This is a genomic window from Bradyrhizobium sp. SZCCHNRI3052 (assembly GCF_032484895.1).
GTDB lineage: Bacteria > Pseudomonadota > Alphaproteobacteria > Rhizobiales > Xanthobacteraceae > Bradyrhizobium.
Map to the genome: position 1 here is coordinate 819,655 of NZ_JAUETW010000001.1, position 21,369 is coordinate 841,023.

General features: G+C 65.7%; 16 protein-coding genes and 1 tRNA gene. 10 read left to right on the plus strand and 7 right to left on the minus strand.

Features of this window, described 5'->3' with window-relative positions; genetic code table 11:
* Nucleotides 1–9: 9 nt before the first annotated feature.
* From QW887_RS03885 to QW887_RS03900, 4 genes are all read right to left on the minus strand, one after another.
* Nucleotides 10–1,110, minus strand: a complete 1,101-nt coding sequence (locus QW887_RS03885) for a sn-glycerol-3-phosphate ABC transporter ATP-binding protein UgpC (RefSeq protein ID WP_315711961.1) — start codon at nucleotides 1,108–1,110, stop codon at nucleotides 10–12.
* A gap of 19 nt (nucleotides 1,111–1,129) precedes the next feature.
* Nucleotides 1,130–2,041: a carbohydrate ABC transporter permease gene (locus QW887_RS03890; protein WP_315711960.1), complete on the minus strand. Its 912-nt coding sequence runs from the start codon at nucleotides 2,039–2,041 to the stop codon at nucleotides 1,130–1,132.
* Nucleotides 2,041–2,976: a sugar ABC transporter permease gene (locus QW887_RS03895; RefSeq protein WP_315711958.1), complete on the minus strand. Its 936-nt coding sequence runs from the start codon at nucleotides 2,974–2,976 to the stop codon at nucleotides 2,041–2,043. The genes QW887_RS03890 and QW887_RS03895 overlap by 1 nt, the downstream gene beginning before the upstream one ends.
* Nucleotides 2,977–3,100: 124 nt before the next feature.
* Complete coding sequence (locus tag QW887_RS03900) at nucleotides 3,101–4,441, minus strand: ABC transporter substrate-binding protein (RefSeq protein ID WP_315711956.1); 1,341 nt, start codon at nucleotides 4,439–4,441, stop codon at nucleotides 3,101–3,103.
* A 469-nt stretch (nucleotides 4,442–4,910) separates the two neighbouring features.
* Here QW887_RS03900 and QW887_RS03905 point away from each other — a divergent pair, with 469 nt between their 5' ends.
* Both QW887_RS03905 and QW887_RS03910 read left to right on the plus strand, forming a co-directional pair.
* Nucleotides 4,911–5,555, plus strand: coding sequence for a Spy/CpxP family protein refolding chaperone (locus tag QW887_RS03905; protein WP_315712622.1), 645 nt, complete (start codon nucleotides 4,911–4,913; stop codon nucleotides 5,553–5,555).
* 357 nt (nucleotides 5,556–5,912) lie between these two features.
* Nucleotides 5,913–7,244: a hypothetical protein gene (locus QW887_RS03910; protein WP_316194189.1), complete on the plus strand. Its 1,332-nt coding sequence runs from the start codon at nucleotides 5,913–5,915 to the stop codon at nucleotides 7,242–7,244.
* 603 nt (nucleotides 7,245–7,847) lie between these two features.
* Here the strand turns inward: QW887_RS03910 and QW887_RS03915 are convergent.
* A tRNA-Ser gene (locus tag QW887_RS03915) sits at nucleotides 7,848–7,937 on the minus strand.
* Nucleotides 7,938–8,864: 927 nt separating this feature from the next.
* Here QW887_RS03915 and QW887_RS03920 point away from each other — a divergent pair.
* Entirely contained in the window at nucleotides 8,865–9,782 is a 918-nt protein-coding gene (locus QW887_RS03920; protein WP_316172046.1) for a septal ring lytic transglycosylase RlpA family protein, read from the plus strand.
* Nucleotides 9,783–9,869: 87 nt separating this feature from the next.
* Here QW887_RS03920 and QW887_RS03925 read toward each other — a convergent pair whose 3' ends face one another.
* Entirely contained in the window at nucleotides 9,870–14,504 is a 4,635-nt protein-coding gene (locus QW887_RS03925; protein ID WP_316172045.1) for a beta strand repeat-containing protein, read from the minus strand.
* 401 nt (nucleotides 14,505–14,905) lie between these two features.
* Here QW887_RS03925 and QW887_RS03930 point away from each other — a divergent pair, with 401 nt between their 5' ends.
* From QW887_RS03930 to QW887_RS03945, 4 genes are all read left to right on the plus strand, one after another.
* Entirely contained in the window at nucleotides 14,906–15,448 is a 543-nt protein-coding gene (locus QW887_RS03930; protein ID WP_315751569.1) for a phage tail protein, read from the plus strand.
* A gap of 83 nt (nucleotides 15,449–15,531) precedes the next feature.
* The gene (locus QW887_RS03935; protein ID WP_315751568.1) at nucleotides 15,532–16,059 is read left to right on the plus strand and encodes a phage tail protein; all 528 of its coding nucleotides are present in this window, start codon (nucleotides 15,532–15,534) and stop codon (nucleotides 16,057–16,059) included.
* A gap of 49 nt (nucleotides 16,060–16,108) precedes the next feature.
* Nucleotides 16,109–16,657: a phage tail protein gene (locus tag QW887_RS03940; protein ID WP_315751567.1), complete on the plus strand. Its 549-nt coding sequence runs from the start codon at nucleotides 16,109–16,111 to the stop codon at nucleotides 16,655–16,657.
* 55 nt (nucleotides 16,658–16,712) lie between these two features.
* Nucleotides 16,713–17,189 (plus strand): GNAT family N-acetyltransferase, encoded by a 477-nt coding sequence (locus QW887_RS03945; RefSeq protein ID WP_315711946.1) that lies wholly within the window; start codon nucleotides 16,713–16,715, stop codon nucleotides 17,187–17,189.
* Here QW887_RS03945 and QW887_RS03950 read toward each other — a convergent pair.
* A complete protein-coding gene (locus tag QW887_RS03950) occupies nucleotides 17,186–18,139 on the minus strand; it encodes an alpha/beta hydrolase (RefSeq protein ID WP_316172044.1) in 954 nt (317 codons plus the stop codon). The two genes, QW887_RS03945 and QW887_RS03950, sit on opposite strands and share 4 nt — an antisense overlap.
* A gap of 179 nt (nucleotides 18,140–18,318) precedes the next feature.
* Between QW887_RS03950 and QW887_RS03955 the strand changes: the two genes are divergently transcribed.
* From QW887_RS03955 to QW887_RS03965, 3 genes are read left to right on the plus strand one after another with little or no spacing between them, the layout of a single operon-like run.
* Entirely contained in the window at nucleotides 18,319–19,578 is a 1,260-nt protein-coding gene (locus QW887_RS03955; RefSeq protein ID WP_316175409.1) for a D-alanyl-D-alanine carboxypeptidase family protein, read from the plus strand.
* Nucleotides 19,579–19,582: 4 nt separating this feature from the next.
* Nucleotides 19,583–20,263, plus strand: a complete 681-nt coding sequence (gene tmk / locus QW887_RS03960) for a dTMP kinase (RefSeq protein WP_315827617.1) — start codon at nucleotides 19,583–19,585, stop codon at nucleotides 20,261–20,263.
* The gene (locus tag QW887_RS03965) at nucleotides 20,260–21,300 is read left to right on the plus strand and encodes a DNA polymerase III subunit delta' (RefSeq protein WP_316175408.1); all 1,041 of its coding nucleotides are present in this window, start codon (nucleotides 20,260–20,262) and stop codon (nucleotides 21,298–21,300) included. The genes tmk and QW887_RS03965 overlap by 4 nt, the downstream gene beginning before the upstream one ends.
* The last annotated feature ends 69 nt before the right edge of the window (nucleotides 21,301–21,369 follow it).

Here is a 21,369-nt window from a genome sequence, read left to right on the forward strand (position 1 = left end):
TTATGCTCGTCAGATGACGAGGCCTGAAGCCTCATTTAGCAGGTGCATGTTGTTGAGGTCCATTGCCATGCGCAGAGGGCTGCCATCCCGCGCGCCGGCGTTGGGGTTGACCCGCCCGCAGACCGGCGTCTCGTTGAGGGTGAAGTAGACAAGCGTCTCCATGCCCATCGGCTCGGTGACGTCGAGCAGCGCCTCGAACGGCTCAATCCCAGGCTCCGCATGCGGCTTGGTCTCGGCGATGTGCTCGGGCCGGATGCCGAGCAGCAGCGGCTCGTTCCGCGACACGGATTGATAGCGCGCGGCGCGCGCCGGCGGCAGCGGAAAGGCGATCCGGTCGGTGAGGCGGATGTGGAGCCGGCCATTGGCCTCCTCGAGCCGGCACGGCACGAAGTTCATTGCGGGCGAGCCGATGAAGCCGGCGACGAAGCGTGTCGCCGGATTGTGGTACAGCTCGTTCGGCGTGCCGATCTGCTCGATGCGGCCCTTGTTCATGACCACGACACGATCGGCCAGGGTCATCGCCTCGACCTGGTCGTGGGTGACGTAGACCGTCGTGGTGCGGACCTTCTGGTGCACCTTCTTGATCTCGATGCGCATCTGCACGCGCAACTTGGCGTCGAGGTTGGACAGCGGCTCGTCGAACAGGAACACCTTGGGATTGCGCACGATCGCACGGCCCATCGCGACGCGCTGGCGCTGGCCGCCGGAGAGCTGCTTGGGCTTGCGGTCGACGAGGTCGGCGATGTCCAGCATGCGCGCGGCCTCCGCCACGCGGCTCTTGATCTCGGCCTTCGGGTAGTGCTTCAGCCGCAGCCCGAACGACATGTTCTCGGCCACCGTCATGTGCGGGTAGAGGGCGTAGTTCTGGAACACCATGGCGATGTCGCGATCCTTCGGCGGCACGTCGTTGACGACGTCGCCGCCGATGGTGATGTCGCCGTCGGAGATGTCCTCGAGCCCTGCGATCATCCGCAATGTCGTCGACTTGCCGCAGCCGGACGGGCCGACCAGCACGACGAACTCGTGGTCGGCGATATCGAGATCGATGCCCCTGACCGCCTCGACGTCGTCGTAACGCTTCACGACCTTGCGCAAGCTCACTTCAGCCATCTGTGATCAACCCCCGTCATCAGCCTTTGGTCGCGCCGGCGGTGAGCCCGGCAATGTAATAGTCCATCAGGAACGCGTAGATGATCAGCGGCGGCGCCGCGCCCAGCAGCGCGCCGGTCATGATCTGTCCCCAGTTGAAGACGTCGCCCTTGATCAGGCTCGTGACGATGCCGACCGGCAGCACCAGTTGGTCGGTCGAGGTCGTGAACACCAGCGGATACAGGAACTGCGCCCAGGAGACGGTGAAGGCGAAGATCGTCGCGGCGATCAGACCGGGCAGGGCGACGGGAATGAAGATCCGCGTCAGCGTCTGCAGCCAGGAGGCGCCGTCGATGATCGCGGCCTCGTCGAGCTCCTTCGGGATCGAGGCGAAATAGCCGATCATGATCCAGGTGCAGAACGGCACCGTCAGGGTCGGATAGATGAACAGCAGCACGTACCAGCGATTGATCAACTGGATGCCGGTGACGTCGCCGATCAGCGCGAACATCTTGAACAGCGGAATGAACAGCAGGCTGTCCGGGATCAGATAGGTCAGGAATACGCCGGTCGCCAGCGTCGCCGAGCCCCAGAACTTCATCCGCGACAGCGCGAATGCGGCGGGGATGCTGATCAGCATGGTGATGATCACCACGACGATCGAGACCATGGCCGAGTTGAAGAAGAAACGCTGAAACTGGTTCGAGGTGAGCAGCTCGACATAGTTCTCCAGCGTCGGATGGAACACCCACCACGGATTGGTCGCCGCGGAGATCTCCGCGCTGCCCTTCAGCGAGGTGATCAGCATGTAGAGCGGCGGCACCAGCGAGAAGATCGCGAACAGCGTCAGGAAGAAATACGACCAGCGCAGCGCCCAGGCGCGGTCGCGGCTCATCGAGCCATATTTGACGGTACGGGTCGGGCCGGCCTTGTCGATCGTGACGGTGCTCATCAGGACTCGTTCCCCCGCTTGTTGACGTCGCGCAGGATGAAGATGGCGGCGACCGCCAGGATCGGCACCATGAACAGCGAGACGCTGGCGCCGAGCGGAATGTCGCTGCCCTCGATGCCGACGCGGAACGCCCAGGTCGCGAAGATGTGCGTCTTGTCGAGCGGGCCGCCGGCGGTGAGGATGCGCACGATGTCGAAATTGGCGAACGTCACGATCAGAGAGAACAGCGTCGTGATCGCGATGATGTTGCGCATCATCGGCAGGGTCACGTACCAGATCCGCTGCCACCAATTGGCGCCGTCGATCGCCGCGGCCTCATAGAGCTGATCCGGGACAGATTTCAGCGAGGCCAGGTACATGATCATGAAGAACGGCGCGCCGTACCAGATGTTGACCAGGATCACCGAGAACCGCGCCCAGGCGGCATCCCCGGTCCACGGGATCGGGCCGATGCCGAAGAAGGCGAGCGTGTAGTTGAAAGCGCTGTAGGACGGGTCGAACAGCCACAGCCAGGCCAGCGTGCTCATCGCCGGCGGGATCACCCAGGGTACCAGCAGCATGCCGCGCCATTTGCGCTGCCCCTTGGCGGGGATGTTGTGGACGAAATGAGCGACGATGAAGCCGATCAGCGCCTTGAACACGACGGCCGTGATGGCGAAGATGCAGGATTGCTTGACGACCAGCCAGAACGTGTCGCGCTTGAACAGGAACTCGAAATTGCCGAAGCCGACGAAGCGCTGCATCGACTTGTTCAGGGTCGCCAGATGCACCGAATACAGGGCGGGATAGACGACCAGGAGCACGATCAGCAGGATCAGCGGCAGCGTCATCAGGAAAGCGGCGGTCGATTTCCGCTTCAACGCCCTGTGCAGACCATTGCGGCGGGCCGCGCGAGGGCGGGCGACGGCGTTTTCACCGATGGCGGCATCAACCATGAGAAAAGGCTCCTCGTGATGTCCCCTGCGACAGCGGGGTCCTCACTGGATGGGAAACACTGACAAGGTGAAAGGGGGCGGCCCGCCTGCTGAAGCGGACCGCCGGCGTTGCTTCGAGCATGCCTCAGCTGCGCATGAAGCCCTCGCACTCGCCTTCGGCCCAGGCGAGGGTCGATTCCATCTTCTCGCCCTGGGCGTAGCGCAGGCACATCTTGGTCATCGTCGCCTGCGCATAGATCTGCTGCGCGATCTTGGGCGGAGCAGGGGAGGCTGCGATCGACAGCGTCTGGTGATTATAGGGGTTGGGATAGTGATAGAGGGTCCCCTTCGGCGGTCCCTCCTCCTGCCACACCTTGAGCGTCGTCAGCTTCTGATAGGCCGGCAGATCGTAGCCGCCGCTCGCCACCACCATCTTCTCGATCGATGACGGCTTCGACAGGTGCACGATCAGGCTCTTGGCCGCCTCCTTGTTCTTGGAGAACGACCAGATGCTCCAGAAGTAGGGCAGGAACGGCGCGAAGCGGCCCTTGGGGCCGGCCGGGAAGCCGTGAGTCCAGCACTGCTCGGCGATCTGCGGCGCGTCGCGCTTGGCCACCGCCCAGGCGCTCGGCGGATTCATGATCATCGCGCCCCTGCCCGAGACCAGCCATTTGTTGTTCGATGCGTCGTCCCACGAGGCGACATCCGGCGGCAGCGCCGCGATCAGCCGCTTGTAGAACTCGAGCGCCTGGCGCACGGCATCCGTCTTCACCGTGACATCGCCCTTGGCGTTGACGAGATCCGCGCCGAACGCCTGGAAGAACGCGCCGGCGGAGTCCACGCTGTCGGTGGTTTCGCCAAGCCCGATGCCGAACGGCACGCCAGCCTTATGGCAGGCCTCCGCCGCTTTCAGGAAGGTCTCCGTGGTCCAATTGTCGGCCTTCGGTGGAGATCCGGCCGGATACATCTCCTGCACGTCGATGCCCGCATGCTTCTTCATCAGATCGATGCGGGAGCAGGGACCCTTGATCTGACTGCCGACGCAGGCCGGCACGGCGAGCCATTTGCCGCCGGACTGTCCGAGATATTTGACGGTGCCGTTGACCTCGCCGTTCTCCTGGATGATCGGCTCCATGATGTCGTTGACCGGCTCCAGCAGTTCCGCATGCGCATGCGGCCACCAGGTCGGCATGGCGATCAGATCGTGGCCGGACTTCGCGGCGCCCTCGGCGGCGATCGTCAGCTCGATCTTCTTGCCCTGGCTGGTGATGTAGTCGATCTGAACCTCGACCTTCTCCTTGGCGGCCCACTCGTTGACGAGATCGGTCGAAGCCTGGTTGGCGCCCGGAACCCAATGGTCCCAGAAGCCGATCGAGAGCTTGCCGGCGGCGTGGGCGCCACGCACATAGGGCGCGGCAATCATGACCGCCGAGGTGGCAGCGGTCGCAGCAACGAATTGTCGGCGGTTCAGCTTCCTCCGTGACATGGCGTTCCCTCCCTGGTGAGCCAAGCATTCTGTCGATGCGAATCCGATTTGTTAGTTGTTGCGTCGCGTCATGCGCGCATGGATTTCGCTTGGATGCAATCAGAGCAGAATTGCGAGCGGCTGTCGAGAAAGCCGGTGAGGCGAATCCTAGAACTAATGGCGTGCACATTTCGTCGCAGGTTCCGCAACTGATTGCATCGCAGTGCTGAGCGTTGCAGTGCAAAGCGCGTCTCGGCCGAGCAGGAAGCCGAGAGGAACCAGTGCAGCTGGGCACGTCCGATGCATCGCGCCGCGTGCGGCAGATGGACTTGCGCGTTGCGGCAACGGTAGAATTCGTTGGAATCATGGTCGTCACGACCAGCGACTGCGCACGGAGCCTGAACTGATGATGATGAGCCCCGGCATCTGGCGCCGGTCTTTCCGGTGCATCGCAATAGGAGTGTCAATAGGCCTCATTGGCCTTGTGGGCCTGCCGCGTCAGCCTGCCGCGCAGGGCCTGTTCAAGGGCGTCGAGCAGGGTGCGCGCGAAGGCAACAGGGCGGCGGGCCCGGTCGGCGGTGTGCTCGGCGGCGCGATCGGCGGTGTCGTCGGCGTGGTCACCGGCGTGACCGGGGCGTTCACCGGCAACAGCGGCCAGCAGAGTGCGCAGCCCGAGGCGCCGCCGGCCGAGGGCAGGAAGGCGAAGCCTTCCAAGGCGACGAAGACGAGCAAGGTCGCCAAGGCGACGCCGATGCTGACGCAGCCGGGCGCCCCGCAACTCACGGCCGACCAGATCGTCGCCAACAGCGATAGCAATATCGAGCGCCTGAAGACCGGGCTGAACCTGACGGAAGAGCAGGCGAAGAACTGGGGTCCGTTCGCCAACGCGATGCACGCGCTCGGCCGCAACGGCGCGGATCGACTCGAGCTGCGCATCGCGCGGTCGAAGCGCGATCCGCCGGACGACATCGTCGAGCAGATGCGCAACGAGGCTCAGTTCCTGGTCGATCGCGCCGCCGACCAGCGCGCGGTGGCCGACACATCGGAACCGCTGTTCACCAGCCTCGACGACAAGCAGAAGCAGATCTTCATCGACGAGATGGTGCGCCTGAGTCGCGAGCGCGGGCTGGACTAGCTCAACGGAGTTGGCGTCGTCGCGGCCGTGCCCGTTGGCAGCAGCGGCGTGCCGTGACGCATGACCACCGCACTCGCGCCGCATCGCGGTGTATTAATACCCTCAAATGGCCACTAGTCGCGCGGCATGCACATTTTTCGGGCACGAGCGGGCGCGGCTCGCGCAACGTGCCGGCCAACATCGCTGCCTCTGCAACCGAATTGCGATGCAGTTTGATGTACATTGCAATTGTATTACATGGAGAGCCGGAGCCGGCAGGGCGGTCTTCGCAGGCGTGCTGAATCGCAGCAGCGATCGGGCGGCTAACGATCAGCAGGCCGTTCGGCTCGATTTCTTGGAGGATTATTGTTGTCGAGAGTGCGACTGCGCCGGTGGATCGAGAACCGGTTGGGGATTGACACCGCCAGCACCGAAAGCCGCCTCGATGCGGATGTGAAACGCTTCGTCGATGCGCTGCAAGCGGAGTTGATCGCCGCGAAGGACGAGTCCGAGCGGTACAGGCGCATCACGGAAGAAAGGGGCGTGATCATGGGCCGCCTGCGCGACGAGCGCGACGGCTATAGGCTGGAGTGGGAGGCGGCGTCCGCGGAGCTTCGCCGGCTGGCGCGTAAGCGCCTGGCCGTGGTCTCGGACAATGGAGCGACGCGCCCCTCCGGCAATGGCCGCGACGCGGCCCTGAGGAATTCTCCGTCTTCCACGCTGCGGGTGCTGTGCGTCGGCACCGGCCGGGACGGCACGACGTCGCTGACGCGGATGATGCAGGAGGTGTTCGACAACCAGGGCAACGGCGACAGGGCCGTGCACGAATGGGCGTCGAGCGAGCTCAATGAGCTGTTCTGCCAGCTCAGGGAAACCAACGATCCCGGCTTCACGGATCAGATTCGTCAGACGATCCTCGATTGCCCCCATGCGTGCGTCGTCGGCAATGGTTATGCGGCCGTGCTGCCGATCATCGCCGAGCTCCTCGGCGATCAGGTCACGCTGGTGCATCTGCGCCGGCGTGACCGCGCGGCATGCATCGCAAGCCTGGTGGAGAATGCCGAGCTGTCGCCGCAGAACCACCTCTACTACGCCGACTCGCCGGCCGCGCAGCGCAAGCGTCCGACCGCTTTCCACTTCGGAGAGATGTCGAAGCAGCAATGGATGGATCTGTCGCTGGCCGAGAAGTTCGGCTGGTACTACGACAAGACCCACGCCTTGATCGAACGCTACAAGAGCATGTTCCCGAACACGCTCTCCGTCGATACCGAGGACCTCAACGCGGACAGCGTGCGCCTCGCGCTGGCCCAAGCGGCCGGCAGTGCCGAGGCGCCGCGCGCCTTCCACGTCAACCGGTTCGTCGATCTGCGCCATGTGCCGCCCGATCGGCGCAGCTTCGTGCAGCGGCTGCTCGGCCAGCTCGACGTCCAGAAGCTCGCCCATGACGACCTGTACGGGCTGCGGCAGGTGCTCAACGAGATGATCTATCATCTCTCGCATTTTCCCGACGCGGCGCCGGGCGCGGTGGATGAGCTGCGCTGGACGCTGACTGAGATGCACGGCCTTCTCGACAGCCGCATCCGCGACGTTCGCGAACTGATGGAGCGGGTCGGCGTGCCGCCCGAGACCGCCGGCGCTGTGAACGGCCACCGCGCGCCGCAGGCAAGCCCTGGAGCGCACCCTGGTCGTTGGCCAGGCGCCCGGCTCTGAGCACGGGGAGGCGGCGGGCGCCTCGCCAGCGTTGCGCAGCCAGCCGGTCCATCGCACGCACTGCGATCAGCAACAAGTTCGGGGACGTGGAAGAGGACGAGATCGTTGCAAAGCTGATCTGAGAACGACCCGCCGGCTCCGCACCGGCGGGTTTAGTGTTTGGCCCGGACTACGCCCTAGTCGAACGCCTCTGGTTTGGTTTTTCCAGTCCCTTCGCACTTTGGACACTCACGATAGGGCTCGTTTTTCTTGCCCCATCGAACCGGCCGCATTTCCACGTGATAGCCTTTGCCCGCGCAAGCTTCGCATTGTGTCATGCCAACTCACCTCCTCTCGAAGCCCATGGTTGGGCCGCGGGGGCGAGTGCATCCCCTTATGCAATCGGCAACAACGCACCCGGTCAAAGCATCGCGCTTGGCATCCGGACAGCTTCAAGGAATGGCCGAGCGCGAGCCTTTGCCCTCGACAGGACCGCCAAGCACAAGGACAGCCAGAGCAGGGCAGTCAGCAGGACAAGGCCGAAAGCAATCCTGAGCGCATTGTGCCTTGGATTGCGCGCTGGAAGCCTAAGCGCTCTGCAAATTATTGATTTTATTGATGTCTTGGCGGAAGGGGTGGGATTCGAACCCACGGTACCCTTGCGGGCACGCCGGTTTTCAAGACCGGTGCCTTAAACCACTCGGCCACCCTTCCATCCGGCGTCGTGTCCGGGACGTCGGCGACGTCCACGCCACGGCGGCGCGGTATCGACGCGATCCTTGTTTAGGGTGCGGGCTTGCGGCTCGTCAACGGCGCATTCACGCCTGCCCGGACGGCCTCAGCTCAAAGCCCGCGCTCACCTGAGCGCAAAAGCCATCAGGCCGGAGCACAAGATTGCCGTGCTCAGCGCTGCCAGGGCGAGAAAGCTCCCCGAGAGCAGGTCTTGGTGTCGCAACGCTTGATGTCGTAAATCTTGGTGTCGCATGGGCCACCTGCTGCGGCTGCGCTACCGGTCCGATCTCGCACCGGCCGGAGAAAACCGAGGGCCGGGCGATGAGCGGTCTGGATGATCTGCTGGTCGAAACTGCCAGCTTCAGGGAATGCTCCTGAAGTGTCGTTATTGAAGCGGACGCAAACATCGACGCGGACGAGAGCCGACCATGGCGTCGGCTGTCCGATCTGTCCGGACTCAGGCCCGCGAGCGGACGCCTTCAAACGCATGAGCAAGGAAGATCCCGGCGCCAACCAAGCCCATCACTGCCGTCATTGCTTCGATCATAGCGAACACACCCTGTTGCGCCCCACGTGAAGCAAACGACGTGCAGCCCTGCACAGTCAAAATGATTCAGGTCCCGGGAAATGAGAACACTCGTAGGTGAGGATTTCACGCAACATATGTGTCCAAAAAGGTGCACTCGCAACACGGAGGCACAGCGGAGTGCACGCCTGGGCGGCCACCGTCCACGTCACAACCGCAGGAAAGCTCCGGTTAACCACGGCGGGGCCCACCCCATTTCCGCCGTCTTCGGGTTGCGTTATCCTTGTGCATTGAGTTGCGGGGATGCGACTCGGGGACAAGCCGGGACGCGCGGGCCTGATGGGATGGCTCGGCTGCGACCGGCACATTGGTAATTGGGGTCGATGGGGATTGGTCAAACAGATCCGGTCGAGAGAGCGGTGCGCAGTGCCGTCGCCGTCCTCGCCTGCCTGATGGTCGCGAACTGCGCCTCTTCCAACAAGTTCGCCAGCAAGGTCGATCCGAAATACGGCGTGTCGTCGAGCCCGCGCGTCGTCGGATTCGGCGAGCCGGTGCCGAAGGGCGGTGGCGTCTACCGCATCGGCAAGCCCTATACCGTCGCCGGCAAGACCTATGTTCCCGAGGAGGACACCAACTATCGCGCCGAGGGCATGGCCTCTTGGTATGGCGATGATTTTCACGGCCGGCTGACCGCCAATGGCGAGGTCTTCGACATGACGTCGCTGACGGCCGCCCATCCGACCCTGCCGCTGCCGAGCTACGCCCGCGTCACCAATCTCGCCAACGGCAAATCGCTCATCGTCCGCATCAATGATCGCGGCCCGTACCACGGCAACCGGCTGATCGACGTCTCCAACAAGGCGGCCGATCTGCTCGAGTTCAAGGGCAACGGCGTCGCCCGCGTCCGCGTCGAATATGTCGGCCGCGCCCCTCTCGAAGGGTCCGACGATACCCAACTGATGGCAACCCTGCGCACCGGCATCCCGGCGCCGGCGCCTTCTCTCGTCCGCGTCGCCTCCGCCCGGCCGTTCGTTCCCGAGATCGGCTCAGGCCGCCCGATTCGCGGCGAGGTCCCGCTGCCCGAGGGGCGTCCCTACACGCTCGGCAACACCTCCGCCGACCTGGCATCGGTTGCCGCGACGTCGGAGATGTCGGCCTCCAGCCGGACCCGCGGACGGAGCCTCGATAACCCGCGCGCGGTGTCCTACGATCAGGGCGGCCGATACGTGCCGTCATCGAGCGGCGCGGCGGACGGCGCTGACGAGGCCCGCGAGATCCTTGGCGGCCGCGGACTGTACTGATCTTCCATACGATCTCGCACGTCGAACCAGCCGCCCCAGCCGGGGCGGTTTCGATTCGAGTGCGCCGCCAAGGGCTATTGGGAATGCCTATTGGGCGCTGAACGGCACCCGCGCCTTGGCCGAAAACGTCCAGACGCGGGTGTTGCTGCCGATGCCGCCGAGCTCGGCACCGAGGCCGACACCGATGCCGCCGGCTGTCTGGATGCCGAGACCGCCGGTGGCGCGGGCCGACCAGCCTTGCAGCAGCGGAGTCGAGGCCAGCGCGCCGGCGGCGAGCGTGTTGGCATCCTCCCTGGTGAAGTAGTAGTCGCCGTACAGGCCGACGAACGGCGTCAGAAGAAGCCCGCTATCGAGCCAGGCGACGGGGTAGGCGGCGCGCAGGCCCCCCGACGCGCGGCCGCTGGCGAAATCATTGGTGCCCTGCCGCGTGCCCAGCGAGTCCGTATAGGCGTTCTGGTGTTCCCACAATGCGTAGACCTTGGTGGACGGCTCCAGCACCAGGCCGGCCCATTTATACGTGCCGGTCAGACCGGTGGAAACCATCCAGCGCTGGCCGCTGAAATTGCCCTGGGCGGTTCCGGCGCTGCCGTCATAGCCGATGCCGGAATAGGCCACGGCTGCATCGAAGCGCAGCGTGGGAATGATCTTCCAGCCGAGATAGGCGCCGGTGGTCCAGCCGTCGCCCTTCAGCTTCCCGTTGATGTCCTGCTGGGTGTAGCTGAAGGTCTCGTAGCCGCCGAGCACGCCGACGAGGAAGTTCGGCGCGGCGCGGTAGGTCAATCCCATCGTGGCGTTGAGCTGCTGGCCATAGATCGAGGCTTGGCTGGCCTGGGTGACGCCGCCGATGCTGGTGCTGCCCCAGCGGTCGACGCCAGAACCGCGCACATCGGCCCACAGCAGCCACTCCTTCTGCTCGTGCCATTTCGGCGCGGCCTGCTTCCTGTCGCCACGATCGATGGCCGCGAACGCATCGTCGATCCGGCCGCGACCACGTCCACGTGGCTGGGACGCGCCCGGCAGTAGCGAGGAATAGGCGTTGCTGTCGCCGCTGCCGGCGCGGTCGCTGGCCGGGGACCGCTCGTCCTGATCGCGCGGATCGGCCGAGAAGTTGAAGCGCATGCGGGCATTGCCGGGCGTCAGGAACGAACCGCCATCGTTGAAGCCGTCGGCGATGGCGTCATCGATCGCGCCGGAGATCGCCTGCCCGGAATTCTGCGCCACCAGCTTGCTGACGGTCTGCTGCAGCGAGCGCAGCCGAACGCTGTCGACCGGCACGTTGACGGTCTGGGCAAGGCCGGGCGAGGTGCTCGCCGTGAACAGCGTGGTGCCGGCATAGCTCGCCGTGATCGTGTGGCTGCCGACCGCGAGCGTCGAGGTGGCGAACGTCGCAACGCCGCCCGCCAGCGTCGCCGTGCCGATCGGCGTGCCATTGTCGTTGAAGGTGACCGTTCCGGTCGGCGTGCCGCCCGACGCTGAAACCGTGGCCGTGAAGGTCACGGGCTGCCCGAACTGGCTCGGGTTCTGCGACGAGGTCAGCGCGACCGTCGTGACCAATTGGCCCACCGACAGATTGAAGGTGGCACTGGCCGAGGCACTGTTGGTGTCGGTCACGGTCACCGTATACGTGGTCATTGCCGCCGGAACCGTCGGCGTGCCGGTGATCTGGCCATTGCTCGTGTTGAAGCTCAAGCCGGCCGGCAGAGCCGGTGAAACGGCAAACACCAGCGTGCCGGTACCGCCCGAGCCCGTGACCGGCGTGAATGGCGTCACCGCCTGGTTGATCGGCAGCGAGCTGGACGGCACGGCCGTCGTGGCCGTCACCGCACCATTGATGGTCAGGCTGAATGTGTTGCTCGCGGTCGCGTTGGCGGCGTCGGTCACGGTCACGGTGAACGTCGTCGCCGCGCTGGTCACCGTGGGCGTTCCGGAGATGCTGCCGTTGGCCGCATTGAGGGACAGTCCCGCGGGGAGCGTCGGCGAGACGGAATAGGCGAGCGGCGCGGTGCCGCCGCCGCCCGTGACCGGCGTGAACGGCGTCACGGCGTGGTTCGCAGTCAGGGTGGTCGACGCGATCGCCTGGGTCGCGCTGACCGCGCCGTTCACCGCCAGGCTGAACGTATTGGTCGCCGTTGCAGTGTTGGCGTCGGTCACCGTGACCGTGTAGGTCGTGGCGCCGCTGGTGGCCGTCGGCGTGCCTGTGATCGCACCCGAGGTCGTATTGAAGGCGAGCCCTGCGGGCAGCGCCGGCGCGATGCCGTAGCTCAGCGGCGAGGTGCCGCCGGCGCCGGTGATCGGTGTAAAGGAGGTCACCGCCGTGTTGACGGTCAATCCTTTGGACGCGATCGCCTGGGTCGCCGTCACGGCACCGTTGACGGCCAGGCTGAACGTGTTGCTGGCGCTGGCACTGTTGGCGTCGCTCACGGTGACCGTATAGGTCGCGGCCGTGCTGATCGCGGTCGGCGTGCCCGTGATGGCACCCGTCGAGGTGTTGAAGCTGAGCCCGGCGGGCAGTGTCGGTGCGATGCCATAGGTGAGCGGCGACGTGCCGCCGCCTCCGGTCACCGGGGTGAAGGATGTCGCGGCGACATTGACGGTCAGGGACTTGGCCGGGATCGACTGGGTGGCGCTGACAGCGCCGTTGACTGTCAGGCTGAAGGTGTTCGTGGCGGTCCCGTTGTTGGTGTCGGTGACGGTCACGGTGTACGTCGCGGTCGCCGCGCTCGTCGAAGGCGTGCCGGAGATCGCGCCCGTGGAGGCGCTGATGCTGAGGCCGGCCGGAAGGGACGGAGAGATCGAATATGTCAGTGTCCCCGTGCCGCCGCCACCGGTGACCGGGGTGAAGGCGGTGATGGCCTGGTTGGCGGTGAAGGTCCGCGAGGCGATCGCCTGCGTCGCGGTGACCGCGCTGTTCACCGTCAGGCTGAACGTATTGCTGGCCGTGGCAGTGTTGGCGTCGGTGACCGTGACCGTGTAGGTCGTAGCGCCGCTGGTCACGGTCGGTGTGCCGGTGATCGCGCCGGTCGAGGTGTTGAGCGTCAGGCCCGTCGGCAGCGCGGGGGCAACGCCGTAGGAGAGCGGCGGCGTGCCGCCCGATCCGGTCACCGGCGTGAACGACGTCGCTGCGGCATTCTGCGTCAGCGTCTTCGAGGCGATCGCCTGCGTCGCGCTCACCGGCCCATTGACGGTGAGCTGGAAGGTGTTGCTGGCGGTGCCGCCGTTGGAATCCGTCACCGTCACCGTGTAGGTGGTCGTGCTGCTGGTCACCGTCGGCGTGCCGCTGACCTGGCCGGTGCTGGTGTTGAAGCTGAGTCCGGTCGGCAAGGTCGGCGCGATGGCATAGGACCGCGGCGTTGTGCCGCCACCGCCGGTGACAGGGGTGAACGTCGTGATGGCCGTGTTCACGGTCACCGTGGCCGAGCTCACCGACTGCGTCGCGGTGACGGCGGTGTTCACCGTCAGGCTGAACGTATTGCTGGCTGTGGCACTGTTGGAATCGGTGACGGTCACCGTGTACGTGGTCGCGCCGCTGCTTGCGGTCGGCGTGCCCGTGATCGCGCCGCTGGAGGTGTTGAGCGAGAGGCCGGCGGGCAGCGCGGGCGCGATGCTGTAACTGAGCGACGGGGTGCCGCCGCCGCCGGTGACCGGCGTGAACGATGTCGCGGCCACATTCTGCGTCAGCGTCTTCGAAGCGACCGATTGGGTCGCGGTCACGGCCGAGTTGACTGTCAGACTGAACGTGTTCGAGGCGGTCGCGCTGTTCGCGTCGGTCACGGTCACGGTGTAGGTCGTGGCGCCGCTCGCGGCCGTCGGCGTGCCGGTGATCGCGCCGGTCGATGTGTTGAGCGTGAGACCGGTGGGCAGGGACGGTGACACGCTGTAGGTGTAGGCCGGGGTGCCGCCGCCGCCGGTGACCGGCGTGAAGTTGGTCGATGGTTGATTCTGCGTCAGCGTCTTGGAGGCAACGGACTGCGTGGCCGTCACCGCGCCGTTGACCGTGAGGCTGAAGGTATTGCTGGCGGTCGCGGAGTTGGCATCGGTGATCGTGACCGTGTAGGTGGTCGCGGCACTGGTGACCGTGGGCGTACCGGTGATGGCGCCCGTGGACGTGTTGAAGGACAGACCGGTCGGCAGCGTCGGGGCGATGCCATAGCTGAGCGGTGCGGTGCCGCCGGAGCCGGTGACCGGCGTGAAGGATGTCGCGGCGGTATTGACGGTCAGCGACTTCGACGCGATGGCCTGGGTCGCGGTCGGGCCGGGCAACGTGACGGTGATCGTGAACGAGGTATTGGTGGTGCCGGCGCCGCTACAATTGCCGGCGGTGTGCGAGCAGTCGCTCGCATAAAAGAGCGTGATGTTCTCGGTTCCCGATCCGGACAGCGAATCGATCCGGATGGTGTATTCCGGCACCTGCGTGAAGTCGCCGCCGATCGGCACGGGAATCAGGGTGTAGGTCGCCTTGGCGCCGGTGTAGCTGAGATTGGTGTAGCTCAGGCCGCCCGCCGTCATCGGGAGATTGTTGAACGCATCAATCGGCGGGCTGTTGGTGCCATTCGAGTGTCCGTAGAGACCCCAGAGCACCACGTCGTTGGTGACGCACAGACCGACGGCATTGCCGGCGCCCGTTCCGTTGATGGTGATGCTGGTGCTGGTGGTCGAGCCGGTCGTGAAGTTACAGGCCGCCTGCGCGCCCACCATCGAGGCGAGCATCAAGGCAAGAACCACCGAAACAAAACCCAGCGCACGCCGCAGAGGCGTGCATGCCGCGTGAAAATTCCGGCGCCAAGTCCCGGTTGACAATTTGGTCGTGCCCCTTACGGCCCCTCATTGGCTGAGAGTGCCGCTGAAAAAAATTGGTTCGAAGAAATTTTGGTAACGCAATCGTAACCTTGGAGAAGCAGCGCCTTCCGGGCAAGTCGATTCAACCAGACCGGGCACGACTTCTGCTTGGCGTTGCATAGCGGCAACAGCGCAATCTGCGGAACTTTATTGTCTTGACGGATCCGAGCGACGCAACCTAGACTTCTCTTACAGGTTGTTTCTCACGCTCTCAAAAATTTCAATGCGGAGGCTGTTTGATCAAGCCGCCGCCATTCGTTTCAAAATGACATTGGGGAGAGACGCGCATGCCGTTGACGCCTGTGTTGGGGCAGATCATGCCTTTTGCGGGATCTCAGCCGCCGAGAGGGTGGGCGTTCTGCAACGGCGCGCTGCTCGCCATCCAGACCAACCAGGCGCTGTTCTCACTGCTCGGCACCTATTACGGCGGCAACGGCGTGACGACATTCGCGCTGCCGGATCTGCGTGGCCGGGCCATCCTCGGATCGACGGGCAGCTCCGGTCAGTTTCCCGCAGGGATGGTCAGCGGCGAAACGACCGTGACGCTGACCCTCGCTCAGATGCCGGCTCACAATCACCTGGTGCAGGCCTCGACGACCAACGGCGCGGGCCGGAGCGCGGGTCCCACGAACAATCTGTTCGGGACCAATACGCTGCCGGCGGACGATCCCAAGAAGATCTTCGCGACCGCAGGATCGGGCGAGGTCCCGCTGGCCGTGGGCACGAACATTCCCGAGATCGGCGGCGGGCAGGCGCATAACAACATGCAGCCTTACCTCGTGATCAACTACCTGATCGCGATGCAGGGCGTCTTCCCCTCGCGCAACTGAGCGTCTTCGGATCGATCGAATCCCCCCAGTTCCGCGCCGCGCCTGCTCTCGCGGCGCCCACGGCTCAATGAAAGGATGTCGGGATGTCAGACCCGTTTCTCGGTGAGATCAGGCTGTTCGCCTTTCCGCGCATACCGGACGGCTGGCTGGCCTGCGACGGCAGCTCGCTGTCCATTTCAAACTACGATGCGCTCTATACGATCCTCGGAACGACCTATGGCGGCGACGGCATCCAGACCTTCAACCTGCCCGATCTGCGCGGCCGCGTGCCGCTCGGGCAGGGCACGCCGCCCGGTGGCGCGACGTATGTGCTTGGCGAGGTCGCGGGCGAGGACGAGCACCTGCTGATCACGACCGAGTTGCCCGCGCATAGCCATGCCCTGCTGTCGTCGACGGTCACGGCCGACACGGCGATCCCCGGACCCACGGTCCATCTGGCGACCGCGTCCACCGGGAATCTCGATGCCCCCATCGCCGATGCCGGCACCTACTCGGTCATGGCGCCCTGCGTGGCCGCCGCGGGACAGAGCGTCCCGCACAACAACATCATGCCGACCGTCGTGGGCAACTACTGCATCTGCATCAACGGCGTCTATCCCTCGCCAGGCTGAGGCGTCGCGGTTCGACCGGCTTCATCGCACATTCTCGAGGAGAGACGACGTGTCTGATCCCTTTGTTGGCGAAATCCAGGCCTTTCCCTTCACTTTTGCAACCGGCGGCTTCAATAGTGCGTGGTTGCCGTGCTTCGGCCAGCTGCTTCCAATTCAGCAATACACGCCGTTGTTCGCCTTGATCGGCACCTATTTCGGCGGCAACGGCACGACCAACTTCCAGCTCCCCAATCTGAGCGGCGCGATCACCAACGGCCAAGGCGACGGACCCGGCCTGCAGCCCCGCGTGATCGGCGAGATGATGGGCAGCAGCACTGTCGGGCTGGTTTCGGCCGAAATGCCCGCGCACACGCATAACCTGCAGCTCGGCAGCAGGTCCGCGCCGAACGCGGCCCCCGGGCCGGGGACGCCCGGGACGATGGTGGCGATCGATCCCTCGTTCAACGGCTTCGTGGCGCCGCCGGCGAACGTCAACCTCGCTCCCAACGCGGTCACGACGTCCGGGCAGAGCATCCCGCACGACAACATGCAGCCGACCCAGGCACTGATCTGGTGCATCTGCTATGCGGGTATCTTCCCGTCGTTCAACAACTCCTGAGCCGAGCAGGCTCGGAGTGACGACCGGGAGCGAGCTCGTCTCGCGGGATGTTCGCTTGCGGCTGCGGCCCGCCGAGACCGCCGACGAGCCGTTCCTGCGCGACCTATTTGGCTCCGTCAGAGGTGCGCAGCTCGCCGCGGCCGGTCTGCCGCCGGCGATGCTCGATCTCGTGCTGGCGCAGCAATATCGCGCCCAGGTCGCGGGCCACGCGGCGCAATGTCCGGCAGCGCAGTCGCTGATCATTCTCCGCGATGCCGCGCCGGTCGGGCGGCTGCTGCTCGACCGCGCGGCGTCGCGATGGCACGTGGTCGATCTCGCGCTGCTGCCGGGCGCGCGCAACGCCGGTGTCGGACGCGAGATCATGCAGGCGGTCGCAACGGCGGCACGGGAGCAGGGCGCCGACGTGCTCTCGCTCGCGGTCGCGACGACGAATGAGGACGCGATCCGGTTCTACGTGCGGCTGGGGTTCCGCGATGTGGCGGACGAGGCGATGGCGTCGCATCGCATGATGGAGCTGCCGCTCGCGCGCTAGCGAGCAGGAGCCACCTCGCGCAGGAACGCGATCAGCGCCGCATTCACCTCGGCAGAGCGTTCCTGCTGGATCCAGTGCCCGGCCCCCTCGATGATCAGCTTGCGCCGCAGATCCGGCAGAACTCGCGCCATGTCCTGGACGCGCTTGGCGCCGATCAGCCCGGTCACGACGGCGTCCGCGCTGCCGGCGATGAACAGCGACGGCTGGCGGATCTGCGCGTCCTGCCACGGCGCGGTGAGCTCCCAGTTGCGATCGATGTTGCGGTACCAGTTCAGGCCACCGCGGAAGCCGGAGGCGCCGCAAGCCGCGACGAACTCGGCGAGATCGTCCTCGCTCAGCCACGCAGGCAAAGGCAGATCGGGGGCGACGTCGCCGAGAAAGCCTTTGTCCGGTGCGACGAACAGCGACTGCGGATCGGAGAATCCGCGCGCCAGCATCGTGCGCATCGTCAGCGCCACGTCACGCTCGAGCTCGGCCTCCGCCACGCCGGGCGTTTGAAAATACTGCCAGTAGAAGTTCTCGATGCCGCCGGCACTGAGCGTGTCGAGCGGCCGGGCGCGACCGCGAAACGGGGGAGGGACGCTCAAGCCCGCGACGGCCGTGAACACGTCCGGACGGAACAGCGCCGCATGCCAGGCCACCGGCGCGCCCCAGTCGTGGCCGATGATGACGGCCTGACGCTCGCCGAGCGCCCCGACCAGTCCGACCACGTCGCCGACCGTGTCGAAGATGGTATAGGCGCCGATATCCTCAGGCGCCTGCGAGCGGCCGAAGCCGCGCATGTCGGGCGCCACGACGCGATAGCCGGCGGCGGCGAGGGCCGGGATCTGGTGCCGCCACGAATAGGACAGTTCGGGCCAGCCGTGGCACAGCACCACGAGGGGGCCTTCGCCCTGTTCGCGCACGAACAGCTCGATTCCGTTGGCCTTGATGATCCGCGTCGATGACACTGTTTCCACCCTCGATCGCTCGAATTTCGAGTTGGCCGTGTTGATTGCCGGCGCTCGACCTATCGCACCGCGCGACGGGCCGTGCAAATCCACGGGACAGCGGACGCATCCGCGGGATTGCCGAGTTGTTTGCGTCCCCCGCAACTGCTAGAATCCCAGTGCGCTCCAGAGCTTAGCCGATGAATTTCATGACCTTACCGCTGCGCCGCTCCGGTTTCACGTCCGGACGGGCGACGCGTGCGCTCATCGCCTTGACGGTGGCGGTTGCCGTCGGCTGGTGCGGCGCGCTGTACGCCGCCAACCAGAGCGTCCAGGGCGCGCGCAAGGAGGATGGCGGCTTCGACGGCGATGCGCCGACCGCGATCCTGATCGAGGCCAACAGCGGCAGTGTGCTGTTCGAGAAGAACGCGGACGAGCTGCGGGCGCCCTCCAGCATGATGAAGCTGATGACCGCCGAGGTGGTGTTCAACGCCGTCAAGGAGGGCACGATCAAGCTCAACGACGAATACCGCATCAGCGAGAATGCCTGGCGCCGGGGCGGGGCGCCCTCCGGCACCTCGACGATGTTCGCCGCGCTCAACAGCAAGGTGTCGGTGAGCGACCTCCTGCATGGCGCGATCATCCAGAGCGGCAACGACGCCTGCATCGCGCTTGCCGAGGGCATGGCCGGCAACGAGAAGATCTTCGCCGCCGACTACATGACCAAGCGGGCGCGCGAGCTCGGCCTCACCAAATCGACCTTCGCCAATTCCAACGGGCTGCCCGATCCCGGCAACAAGATGACGGTGCGCGAGCTCGCCATGCTCGCCCGGCACATCATCCTGGATTTCCCGGAGTTCTATAAGATCTTCGGCGATAAGGAGTTCACCTGGAACAAGATCCGCCAGCAGAACCGCAACCCGCTCTTGAACGCGATGGAAGGCGCCGACGGCCTCAAGACCGGTTTCACCAAGGAAGGCGGCTACGGCATGGTCGGCTCGGCCGTGCAGAACGGCACGCGGCTGATCGTGGTCGTCAATGGCCTGGAGGATTCCGAGGACCGCGCCACCGAGGCCAAGAAGATGCTGGAATGGGGCTTCCGCAATTTCGAGACCCGCACCCTGTTCGCCGCGGAGCAGCCGATCGGCTATGCCAAGGTGTTCGGCGGCGAGAGCCGCTCGGTCAAGCTGTCGAGCCCGGTGCCGGTCAAGGTCATGGTTCAGAAGAACGGCGGCGACAAGCTGATCGCCCGCATCGTCTACAGCGGCCCGGTCAGGGCTCCCATCGAGCCCGGGCAGAAGGTCGGGGTTGTCAGGGTCTGGCGCGGCCCCAATATCGCCATGGAGGCCCCTGTCTATGCTGCGGAGGCGGTGAGCAGGGGATCCACGATGCGGCGTGCGATCGATGGGGTCAGCGAGCTCGTGATCGGGATGTTCCGCGCCGGGGCCGAGAAGCTCTAGAGACATGGCGGAAGCAGCTTTGAAACGTGGTCCTGGCCGCGGCCGATTCGTCACCTTCGAGGGTGGCGAGGGCGCCGGAAAATCGACGCAGATCAAGATGCTGGCGGACCATCTGCAGAAAGAGGGTGTGCGCCTGGTGCTGACCCGCGAGCCCGGGGGATCGCCGGGCGCGGAGATCATGCGCCACCTCGTGCTGTCGGGCATGGGCAAGCTGCTGGGCCCGGAGGCCGAGACGCTGCTGTTCGCGGCCGCGCGGGACGACCATGTCCGCAACGTGATTCTGCCGGCGCTGAACCAGGGCAGCTGGGTGCTGTGCGATCGCTTCTTCGATTCGACCCGGGCCTACCAGGGCAGCCAGGGGAAGGTCGCGCCGGACGTGCTCAATGCGATGCAGCGGGTCACGATCGGCGACCTCAAGCCGGATCTGACCCTCATCCTCGATGTTCCCGTCGAGATCGGTCTGCAGCGTGCCGGGGCGCGGCGCGGCGCCGGAACCCCGGACCGGTTCGAAGGCGAAGACATCAAGTTCCACAAGGGGCTGCGCGACGCCTTTCACAAGATCGCGGCCGAGGATCCCCGGCGCTGCGTGCTGATCGACGCTACGGCGAGCGCGGAAACGGTCTCGCAGCTCGTTTGGGACGCCGTGCGCGAGCGCCTGTTCACGGAAGTGGCGGCGGCGTCATGAGCGCACGCAAGGTCGAGCCGGAGATCGCGGTCCGCCATCCACGCGAAACCACCGCCTTGTTCGGGCATCGCGACGCCGAGGCGGCGCTGCTGTCCGCCTACCGCAGCGGACGGATGGCGCATGCCTGGCTGATCGGCGGCCCACAAGGCATCGGCAAGGCCACCTTGGCCTACCGCATGGCGCGCTTCGTGCTGGCCCACCGCGATCCTGCCTCGGACGCGGTGCGCGGTGCCGATTCGTTGTACGTCGACGCGGAGGACCACGTCGCGCGCCTGATCGCCTCGGAGGCTCATGGCGGGCTGCTCACCTTGGAGCGCTCGGCCAACGACAAGGGCGTGCTGCGCACCGTCATCACCGTGGACGAGACCCGTGAGACGATCTCGTTCTTCGGATCGACGGCGGCGGTCGAGGGCTGGCGGGTGTGCATCGTCGACACCGTCGACGAGCTCAATCCGAACGCCGCCAACGCGCTGCTCAAGATCCTCGAGGAGCCGCCGCAGCAGTCGCTGTTCCTGCTGGTCAGCAACGCCCCGGCGCGGGTGCTCGCCACCATCAAGTCGCGCTGCCGCCGGCTGGCGCTGCGGGCGTTGTCCACCGACGACGTCGTCAGCGCCGCGGCCGAGGCCACCGGAATGGACGGAGCCGATCCGGCGCTGCGCGAGGCCGCCAGGGCCTCCGAGGGCAGCGTCGCCCGGACCCTCATGCTGTTGGGCGGCGACGGGCTGCAGCTGCAGACCCGGACCGCCGCGCTGCTCGCGAGCCTGCCTCGGATCGACCCGGGCGAGCTGCATGCCCTGGGCGATGCGCTCGGCACCAGCGACCGCGTCGCGCTGGCGAGCTTCCTCGACAGCATCGAGCGCTGGGTGGCGGAGCGGCTGCGCGCCGCAGATCCCAACGCGGAACTGCCGCGCCTTGCACGGCTGGCGGAGGTATGGGAAAAGATCGTCCGCGCCGCGCGCGACACCGAATCCTATAATCTGGAGCGAAAACCGCTGGTTTTCTCGGTGTTCGGGATGCTCGCCGAAGCCACGCGGTAACCGCGCCGACCATCATCCCGGGATCATCAGGATCAATCCGTCGACCGACGTCGTCAAAGAGGAATCTGC

Excerpts from the sequence above, each read along its gene's own strand:
- QW887_RS03885 (WP_315711961.1), bottom strand. The coding sequence starts at position 1,110 with ATGGCTGAAGTGAGCTTGCGCAAGGTCGTGAAGCGTTACGACGACGTC.
- QW887_RS03890 (WP_315711960.1), bottom strand. The coding sequence starts at position 2,041 with ATGAGCACCGTCACGATCGACAAGGCCGGCCCGACCCGTACCGTCAAA.
- QW887_RS03895 (WP_315711958.1), bottom strand. The coding sequence starts at position 2,976 with ATGGTTGATGCCGCCATCGGTGAAAACGCCGTCGCCCGCCCTCGCGCG.
- QW887_RS03900 (WP_315711956.1), bottom strand. The coding sequence starts at position 4,441 with ATGTCACGGAGGAAGCTGAACCGCCGACAATTCGTTGCTGCGACCGCT.
- QW887_RS03920 (WP_316172046.1), top strand. The coding sequence starts at position 8,865 with ATGGGGATTGGTCAAACAGATCCGGTCGAGAGAGCGGTGCGCAGTGCC.
- QW887_RS03930 (WP_315751569.1), top strand. The coding sequence starts at position 14,906 with ATGCCGTTGACGCCTGTGTTGGGGCAGATCATGCCTTTTGCGGGATCT.
- QW887_RS03935 (WP_315751568.1), top strand. The coding sequence starts at position 15,532 with ATGTCAGACCCGTTTCTCGGTGAGATCAGGCTGTTCGCCTTTCCGCGC.
- QW887_RS03955 (WP_316175409.1), top strand. The coding sequence starts at position 18,319 with ATGAATTTCATGACCTTACCGCTGCGCCGCTCCGGTTTCACGTCCGGA.
- tmk (WP_315827617.1), top strand. The coding sequence starts at position 19,583 with ATGGCGGAAGCAGCTTTGAAACGTGGTCCTGGCCGCGGCCGATTCGTC.
- QW887_RS03965 (WP_316175408.1), top strand. The coding sequence starts at position 20,260 with ATGAGCGCACGCAAGGTCGAGCCGGAGATCGCGGTCCGCCATCCACGC.